Source organism: Thermosulfuriphilus sp. (assembly GCF_054026695.1).
Window position 1 is genome coordinate 61,713 of the sequence record NZ_JBPMLP010000021.1, and the last position, 7,431, is coordinate 69,143.

The following is a 7,431-nucleotide window of genomic DNA, read 5'->3' on the forward strand; positions in this document are numbered from 1 at the left end:
CGCCATGTTTGGTCTGGGCCTGCCGGAGCTTTTAGTCATCTTGGTAATCGTGGTCATCATCTTTGGGGCTGGGAAACTGCCTCAAATTGGAGAAGGCCTAGGGAAGGGGATTCGAAATTTCAAGAAGTCCCTTAAAGAAGAAGAAGCTGAGAAGTCCCAATCCGAAATTGAAGGAGACGTGAAAAAATAGATGGATAGAAAAAATCGTCTGTGGCGCACCTTTGCCTCAGTTAGGTTGGCCATCTTCCTCTTGATTACCCTGGCTGCCACTTCCATCATCGGCACCATTATCCCTCAGGGAAAGAGTCCAGAGTTTTATTTCCACGAATATGGTCCGGCCCTGGGGAAGCTGATCAAGTTCCTTCACCTTTATGACACCTACCATTCATGGTGGTTCCTGACCCTGCTGGGCCTTTTTTGCATAAACCTTATCATCTGTAGCCTTGACAGGCTTCCTTACACCCTAGAGCTGGTTAGAAGAAGCGGAATTTTCCCCCCGGATCGTCTACGGAAACAGCCCTTTTCTCGGGAGATAAAGCCCAGGAATGAAGAGGCTCTTTCGAGGATCGAGGCCTTGGTGAATCAGACTTTTGGCCCCAAGGCGGTCGTGGCCGAGATGGAAGGAGGAAAACTATTTTACCTTGAGAAGGGTCGTTGGACCCGTTTTGGGGTCTATTTTGTCCATCTGAGTATCCTGATCATTGTCATTGGGGCCCTTATCGGAGGATTTTTTGGCTTCCAGGCCTATCTTAATCTCTTTGAGGGGGAGACCTCAGATACGGTTTATTCCCGGAGCAATGGCAAACCCATCCCTTTGGGCTTTGAGATCCGGTGTGATAAGTTTACGGTCACCTTCTATGATACGGGGGCTCCTAAGGAGTTCCGTTCAGATGTTACCATCCTCAACGGGGGCAAGGAGGTTCTTAAAAAAGGCATCCGGGTCAATGATCCACTCACCTTTCAGGGAATTACCTTCTATCAGGCCAGTTATCAGTCTGTGGCCGAGATAGTTGTTAAAGTAAAGTGGGGTGAAGAGGAGCGCACTTTTCGCATCCCCTCTATGGGGCAGGCCCAATGGTCTGAGAAGAAACTCCGCTTGGGAATCATGCGCTTTTTACCCGAGGTTCACGGTCGGCCGGCGGCCCAGGTCTGGATGATGGTCGAAGGCATGAATCCTATAGCTTTCTGGCTCATCCAGGGCATGGAGAATCCTATTAAAACTCCTAAGGGGGAGATCAAACTCACTATGATTTCGGCTGATACCAAGTACATGACCGGTCTTCAGGTCAAAAAGGATCCTGGAGTCTGGATAGTCTGGGCCGGTTGCATCCTGATGATTCTGGGGATTTTTACGGTCTTTTTCTTCTCCCACCAGAAGATGTGGGTCTATGTGGGTAAGGAGGGGGGCAAACCCGTAGTCATTGTGGCCGGCAGTGCCAACAAAAACCGGCTAGGCCTAGAGCGCCGCCTGGAGCGGCTTGTGGCCCAGCTGGAAGATAAAGCCAAAAAAGAGGGGTAAGACATGACCAGCGCCTATCTTTTGAGTGTGGTGACCTTTATCTATCTGGTGGCCGCCATTGTTTACCTGATCGCCTGGATCTTCAGACAGGAACGTCTGGGTATTGTAGGAACCGTGGTGACCACCGCTGGGGTCATCCTTCATGTTGCCGGCATCGGGCTCAGATGGCATGAATCCCACCAGTTGGGAATCGGTCGGGCTCCATTGACAAACATGTATGAATCCCTAGTCTTCTTCGCCCTCACTATCGCCTTGGTCTATCTTTTTATTGAATACAAGACTAGGAACCGGGTCATTGGGGCCTTTGCCACCCCCTTTGCCTTTTTCTCTATGGCCTACGCTTCCTTTGGGACCAGTAGTCGGATAGATCCTCTCATTCCGGCCCTTCAGAGCAACTGGCTCATTGCTCACGTGATTACCTGCTTTCTGGGTTATGCTTCTTTTGCTGTCGCTTGTGGTCTGGGGATCATGTATCTCCTTAAATCTCGGGCCAAAGACGACCAAGGTCTATGGGCTAGCCTCCCTCCTTTAAGGACCATTGATGACTTGATTTACAAGACTACTGTTTTTGGCTTTCTCTGGCTGACAGCTGGAATTATCACTGGGGCTGTCTGGGCGGAGCAGGCCTGGGGTACTTATTGGCAATGGGATCCTAAGGAGACCTGGAGCCTTATTACCTGGTTTGTCTACGCCACAGCTATCCACGCCCGGTTTGTGCGTGGTTGGGCTGGCAAAAGGATCGCTATTCTTTCCATCGTCGGATTTATCTCCGTGATCTTTACTTATTTTGGGGTTAACTATCTTCTTGCTGGCCTCCACAGCTACGCGAACTAGAGGCCCCCTCAATCTTTCGGGCTGGAGCCTCGCCCCATAGTCCTTCAAGGTCGTAGTGGGCTCGCACCGGGGCGTAGAATATATGGATCAGGATTTCATCGCAGTCAATGAGAACCCACTGGCCCTCCTGAAGCCCCTCGACCCCCCGGTAAAATATTCCTTGGCGCTCTAGCTCTTCTAAGAGGTGTTCGGCTATCCCCTGGACGTGGCGAACCGAGCGGGCTGAGCAGATGACAAAATATTCTGCCAAAGTTCCCATCTCCCGCAGATCAAGAACGATGATCTCTTCGGCCTTGCGGTCAAGCAGGACTTTTACCAGAAAGTCGAGTTTTTCTTGGGTGGGAAGACCTCCGGTTTTTTTGACGGCCAGATTGGTTTTTCTCTTCATTATAATCTTTTGATATCCCTCCTTATATAGAGTTTTCTGTCCAAAATATAATGTTCCACTTTTTCAGAGACTAAGAAGCGAATGGATCTTCCTTGGGCTACCAGGGTTCTTATCCTGGTTGATGAGATGTCAAGTCGGGTTACGGGCACAAAGAAGATCCTTCGCCCTCCAGGCCTTTCAAACTCTCTGGCTGAAAGGAATCGAAGGTCGCTCCAAGCCCGCTTAAGGGCAGCGGTAAATTCCTCTTCGGTAGTTTTCCCTCGGGAGACCACTACCAGATGGGCATAATCTAAAAGACGACTGTAGTTCCACCAGGTAGTGATCTCCAGAAAAGCATCAAAGCCCAAAAGAAAGTAAAGACTTCTTTCTGGAAATACCCGACAGAGATGTTCTAGGGTTCTTACCGAATAAGACGGTGGTGGTAGTCTACCTTCGATATCCGAGACTTCAAAATAAGGAATATCGGAGACGGCCAAGCGGGCCATCTCCAGTCGATCGTTGTAAGGGCTCAGGGGATACTTCAGTTTATGGGGAGGGAGCCGGGCTGGAATGAGGATAATCTTCTCCAGCCCCAGCTCCTCGCGGACCTCTTCGGCCATCCGGAGGTGGCCCAGATGGATGGGATCAAGGGTGCCCCCTAGGAGACCTACCTTGAGCTTACTGGCGGATCTGTCCGTCACCGAAGGCAATGAACTTGGTAGTAGTCAGCTCCTCCAGGCTCATCGGGCCATAAGCATGGAGCTTGGTGGTCGAAATACCTATTTCTGCCCCTAAACCAAGTTGTCCTCCATCATTGAAACGGGTCGAAGCATTAATGAGGACTAAGGAGGCATCGACTTCTTTTAGGAAACGCATAGCTCGGGAGTAATCTTGGCTGACAATGGCCTCAGTGTGGTTGGATCCGTAGCGGACAATGTGGTTCAGGGCTTCATCCAGGCTGGAGACAACCCTTACCGCCAAGATGAGATCTAGATATTCTGCTGTCCAGTCCTCCTCGGTGGCCTCTTTGGCCCAAGGTACTAGGGACCTTGTCCGCGGACAGCCCCTAAGCTCTACTCCGGCGGCTCGAAAATCTTCGGCTACGGCCGGCAAAAAGGCCTCAGCTACTGCCTGATGGACCAATAGGGTCTCCATGGCGTTACAGACTCCAGGACGTTGGACCTTGGAGTTTATGGCGATTTTTCGGGCCATCTCTAGATCGGCGGCCCGATCTACATAAACGTGGCAGACACCTTTGTAGTGTTTAAGAACAGGGATTCGGGAGTTTTCGGCTACAAAACGGATCAGACCTTCTCCCCCACGGGGAATTATCAGGTCGATAAATTCCTCAAGTTTAAGAAGCTCATTAACAGCAGCCCGATCAGTAGTCGGAATAACCTGGACGGCCTCGGCGGGGGCAGAGGTCGCCTTTAGGGCGGAAGCAAATACCTCGGCCAGTGCCAAATTCGAATGGATGGCCTCAGAGCCTCCCCGAAGGATCACGGCATTGCCTGACTTAAAACAAAGGCCGGCAGCATCAATGGTGACATTAGGACGGGATTCATAGATCATGGCGATGACCCCTAAGGGGATACGCATTCGGCCTACCCAGAGACCATTGGGGCGAGGCCACATTTTGACCACCTCGCCCACAGGATCAGGCAGGGCCGCCACTTCCCTCAGCCCCTGAGCCATACCGGCAATGATCTTATCAGAGAGGGTCAGCCGGTCTATCAGGGCCTTGGAGAGACCTCTTTGGGTGGCAGCCTCAAGATCCTTGCGGTTGGCAGCCTGAATCTCCTCTTTTCGATCTTCAAGCTCGTTAGCCACCTTAAGAAGGACCTCATTTTTGACAGTAGTCGGTAGGCTAGCCACTTTACGGGCTGCCTCCTTGGCCTTTTTACCCATTTCGTGAATCAGCTCGGAGACTTCCATAACCCCCTCACCAAACCAAATTTTTACCGCCATGCTAGCATAAAGGATTTCGAAGCGGAAGGCGAGTCTTTTATCCTGAACGATGGCCTCTGGAGACCCTTTTTTATCTCCCAGATCCCCAAAAGGATCAGGGTCTATTCTAGCAAGGGCCTCCCTTATGGAGGGGAAAAGACCCGTGGCCCCAAAGGCCGCTATCCAGGCTCCAAGTGAGACCGATCCTCCAGCTCCTTTCTCCATGCGCCTTATGGTTCCGATCGAAAGTCCTGTCTTTCGAGCCAGATTCTCCTGCCTTAATCCGGCCACCAGCCGGGCCTTGCGTAGTATGATTCCCAGGGTCTCGATTAGTTTCTTCTCTTCGGGGACAAGGACCGATGGCACTTTAGGACTCCAAGATGTCCTTCCTGCGAGTCTTGATGGCTGCTTGCAAGAAATCAGTTCCTGGAATCTCTTTAAGCCTTGCTAAATAAGCCTCCAAGGCCTCTAAGGCCTTCTCTATGTCTTCCTTTATTTGGTTTGCTCTGATCCCCAGGCTTTTGCCTAGATGGACCAGGTCGTTACCTCCAAATCGGTCCGTTTTCCCAAAAAGTGGCAGGGAATGATCCCTTATTCCCCAAAGGTTCCCAACCAGATCATAGGCCGGGGCCAGACAGAGCCTCCGACCATCCCAGAGAAGGGAGAAGTTTTTAAGATGATCGTCGGTATTAACGATTAACAGGTTCACTAAGGCCATTCGGAAAAAGTTTAAGGCATCTTTATCTGGCTCAGAAGAAACCCTTCTTAATAAGGCTCCAACGTTTGTATCCTGCTTCTATTCGATGCATTCCCCCAAGGAGAGTGGAAAATGAGATCAAGATCCGCCTTCCTTGGTAAGGAGAGGCCAGGCGGGTGATGTCGAAACGCCTGACCGCCAGACAAAGGGCGTTGGCCACCCGGGTCAACCTGAAGTCTGGGATCGACACTCCCAGACGGTTGGCTAGCTTAAGGCCCTCAGCCTCCACTTGGGCCATGGTCTTCGGGGTAGGATCATTCACAGAGAGAAATTTTATTAGCCATGGCCAACCCTTATCATCTATGAGGGTAACTTTTGGCCTTGCCCCCAGCACTGGTTCCAGAGACTCCCAGATAGCGAAAGATGAGGTCGGCCTTGCGGATCTCAAAACTTGAGGCCTCCTGGTAACACTCTTCAAGAACTTCAAAGGGCACCCAGACCGGGACCTTGGGGGCTCTGACTTCAGGGGCTGAAAAGACAATTCTCCCAATTACAGAGGTTTTTTGGAAGAGGTTTCTTGGAGCCCCAGGGCCAGAATTCGCTTGCGGGTAAAATCAAAGCCATGTTTTTTTGGAAACAATGGCCAGCCCCCAGGCATCAGGGAGAGTATCATCGAAGACAAGCAGGGGCTTTCCTAAACCTTTGGACCGAAAGATTCCCGATCTGAGGGGTAAGTGTAGCGGGTCAAGGGGGAAAGGCTCCGGGGTCTTCTAGAAAGGAGGATTCATACCTGAAGAACGTCTCCTCGGTGTCTCCGTCTATCAGGAGATCACCAACCCTTTTAGGATCTCCACTGTCTTCAATAAGCCACACGGTCCATCTTTTTCTCACGGCTTGATAATAAATTTTATCCTTTAGCCAGGAAAAACAGCATTAAAAGACAAAATTTTATCTTTTATTTTCGGTGCTCTTTAGTGGAGCTTTTTTAAAAAGGTCCTGGGTAGGGTAGTAGCGTCTTGTCTCTTAGCTGAGGTGGACTTATGCTCAAATTATGCTCACTCGGCGTGAACTTTTTATCCTTGGGGTTTTGTCCTTTTTGAGGCTGGCTATAGGGTCTAGAGTCCACGGGATGGTTGATCCTGTAGGAGAAGAGCTTTCTCTTAAGGAGATGGCCCGTCGCCGGCTCCATCATCAGAGAGGACGCTTTCGTAATCCTTGGTTGCCTCAAGAGGAGATAAGACTTTGGACTTATCTTAAGTGGCAGCTTTCTCGTAACCCTTATCGGGAGGCCAAACGTCACGCAAAGGCCCCCGAGGTGATAAGGCTTAGGCCTTATGATCTTGTCTCAGGGGCCAACCCAGAGGTCTTTTTTCTCGGTCATGCTACCGTCTGGGGGCGAGTGGCCGGAAGGAGGATTCTCTTTGATCCTATCTTTGACGATGTACGCCCTTTCTTTAGAAGACTGACCCCTTTTCCCCTTCAACCAGAGCACCTTCCTCAACCGGATCTGGTTTTAATTTCCCATGGCCACCGGGATCATCTAGCCCTTTCTTCCCTAAAGATACTCTCCCGGGGGCCCTTAATCCTTGTTCCCCTTGGAGGAGGACGCTATTTAAGGAAAATTGCCGATCAGGTAATCGAATTTGATTGGTTTGAAACCAGGGTCATTAGTGGTCTTAAGGTAACCCTTCTTCCCTGTCAGCATTGGTCAAAGATGGGGCTCTTTGATACCAACGCCATGCTTTGGGGTTCTTGGTTGGTTGAAGCAGAAGGCCTTAAGCTCTTTTTTGCTGGTGATACCGGATATTTCCGAGGGTTCAAGGAATACGGGGAAAGATTTGGTCCCATTGATTTGGCCTTTTTGCCAATCGGGGCCTTTGAACCTCGGTGGTTCATGAGGTTCGTTCACCTGGATCCCTTTGAGGCTGTCCGAGCTGCTAAGGATTTAAGAGCCTGTCTTTTTGTCCCTATCCATTGGGGGGTCTTTGATATGAGTGATGAGCCTGTAGATCTCCCGCCGCGACTTGTCAAGGAGGCGGCCTTAAAAGAAGGCCTTTTAGGCCGACT

General features: G+C 50.7%; 11 protein-coding genes and 1 pseudogene. 4 read left to right on the forward strand and 8 right to left on the reverse strand.

The window, feature by feature from the left end:
- Positions 1-4 precede the first annotated feature (4 nt).
- Genes tatA through ccsB form a run of 3 tightly spaced genes read left to right on the forward strand, consistent with a single transcriptional unit; the run spans position 5 to position 2,353 of the window.
- On the forward strand, positions 5-190 hold the full coding sequence (gene tatA, locus ACXJJX_RS03360; protein WP_456432037.1) for a twin-arginine translocase TatA/TatE family subunit: 186 nt from the start codon (positions 5-7) through the stop codon (positions 188-190).
- Positions 191-1,519: a cytochrome c biogenesis protein ResB gene (resB, locus tag ACXJJX_RS03365; protein WP_456432039.1), complete on the forward strand. Its 1,329-nt coding sequence runs from the start codon at positions 191-193 to the stop codon at positions 1,517-1,519. It abuts the gene before it with no gap.
- Between the two features lie 3 nt (positions 1,520-1,522).
- Entirely contained in the window at positions 1,523-2,353 is an 831-nt protein-coding gene (gene ccsB / locus ACXJJX_RS03370) for a c-type cytochrome biogenesis protein CcsB (protein ID WP_456432041.1), read from the forward strand.
- Here ccsB and rsfS read toward each other — a convergent pair.
- The 8 genes and pseudogenes from rsfS to ACXJJX_RS03410 all read right to left on the reverse strand — a co-directional run bounded on the left by rsfS (position 2,313) and on the right by ACXJJX_RS03410 (position 6,237).
- Positions 2,313-2,741 (reverse strand): ribosome silencing factor, encoded by a 429-nt coding sequence (gene rsfS / locus ACXJJX_RS03375; RefSeq protein WP_456432043.1) that lies wholly within the window; start codon positions 2,739-2,741, stop codon positions 2,313-2,315. The genes ccsB and rsfS overlap by 41 nt on opposite strands.
- Positions 2,741-3,421 (reverse strand): nicotinate-nucleotide adenylyltransferase, encoded by a 681-nt coding sequence (gene nadD, locus ACXJJX_RS03380; protein ID WP_456432045.1) that lies wholly within the window; start codon positions 3,419-3,421, stop codon positions 2,741-2,743. The genes rsfS and nadD overlap by 1 nt, the downstream gene beginning before the upstream one ends.
- Positions 3,399-4,655, reverse strand: a complete 1,257-nt coding sequence (locus ACXJJX_RS03385; RefSeq protein WP_456432055.1) for a glutamate-5-semialdehyde dehydrogenase — start codon at positions 4,653-4,655, stop codon at positions 3,399-3,401. The genes nadD and ACXJJX_RS03385 overlap by 23 nt, the downstream gene beginning before the upstream one ends.
- Positions 4,656-4,853: 198 nt before the next feature.
- Positions 4,854-5,033: pseudogene (locus ACXJJX_RS03390) on the reverse strand (helix-turn-helix domain-containing protein); the annotation flags it as partial.
- A 1-nt stretch (position 5,034) separates the two neighbouring features.
- Positions 5,035-5,385, reverse strand: a complete 351-nt coding sequence (locus ACXJJX_RS03395) for a HipA domain-containing protein (protein ID WP_456432047.1) — start codon at positions 5,383-5,385, stop codon at positions 5,035-5,037.
- A gap of 31 nt (positions 5,386-5,416) precedes the next feature.
- Positions 5,417-5,758 (reverse strand): HipA domain-containing protein, encoded by a 342-nt coding sequence (locus ACXJJX_RS03400; RefSeq protein WP_456432057.1) that lies wholly within the window; start codon positions 5,756-5,758, stop codon positions 5,417-5,419.
- A complete protein-coding gene (locus ACXJJX_RS03405; protein ID WP_456432059.1) occupies positions 5,721-5,858 on the reverse strand; it encodes a hypothetical protein in 138 nt (45 codons plus the stop codon). The genes ACXJJX_RS03400 and ACXJJX_RS03405 overlap by 38 nt, the downstream gene beginning before the upstream one ends.
- Before the next feature lie 250 nt (positions 5,859-6,108).
- Positions 6,109-6,237 carry a hypothetical protein gene (locus ACXJJX_RS03410; protein ID WP_456432049.1) on the reverse strand — a complete coding sequence of 43 codons (129 nt, stop codon included), beginning with the start codon at positions 6,235-6,237 and terminating at the stop codon, positions 6,109-6,111.
- Between the two features lie 178 nt (positions 6,238-6,415).
- On the opposite strand from ACXJJX_RS03410, the gene ACXJJX_RS03415 reads away from it, so the two are divergent.
- Positions 6,416-7,431: MBL fold metallo-hydrolase (locus ACXJJX_RS03415; RefSeq protein WP_456432051.1), on the forward strand; the 1,016-nt coding region annotated here is incomplete at its 3' end.

Coding starts and splice junctions, on each gene's coding strand:
- tatA (WP_456432037.1), top strand. CDS start 5: ATGTTTGGTCTGGGCCTGCCGGAGCTTTTAGTCATCTTGGTAATCGTG.
- resB (WP_456432039.1), top strand. CDS start 191: ATGGATAGAAAAAATCGTCTGTGGCGCACCTTTGCCTCAGTTAGGTTG.
- ccsB (WP_456432041.1), top strand. CDS start 1,523: ATGACCAGCGCCTATCTTTTGAGTGTGGTGACCTTTATCTATCTGGTG.
- rsfS (WP_456432043.1), bottom strand. CDS start 2,741: ATGAAGAGAAAAACCAATCTGGCCGTCAAAAAAACCGGAGGTCTTCCC.
- ACXJJX_RS03385 (WP_456432055.1), bottom strand. CDS start 4,655: ATGGAAGTCTCCGAGCTGATTCACGAAATGGGTAAAAAGGCCAAGGAG.
- ACXJJX_RS03395 (WP_456432047.1), bottom strand. CDS start 5,385: ATGGCCTTAGTGAACCTGTTAATCGTTAATACCGACGATCATCTTAAA.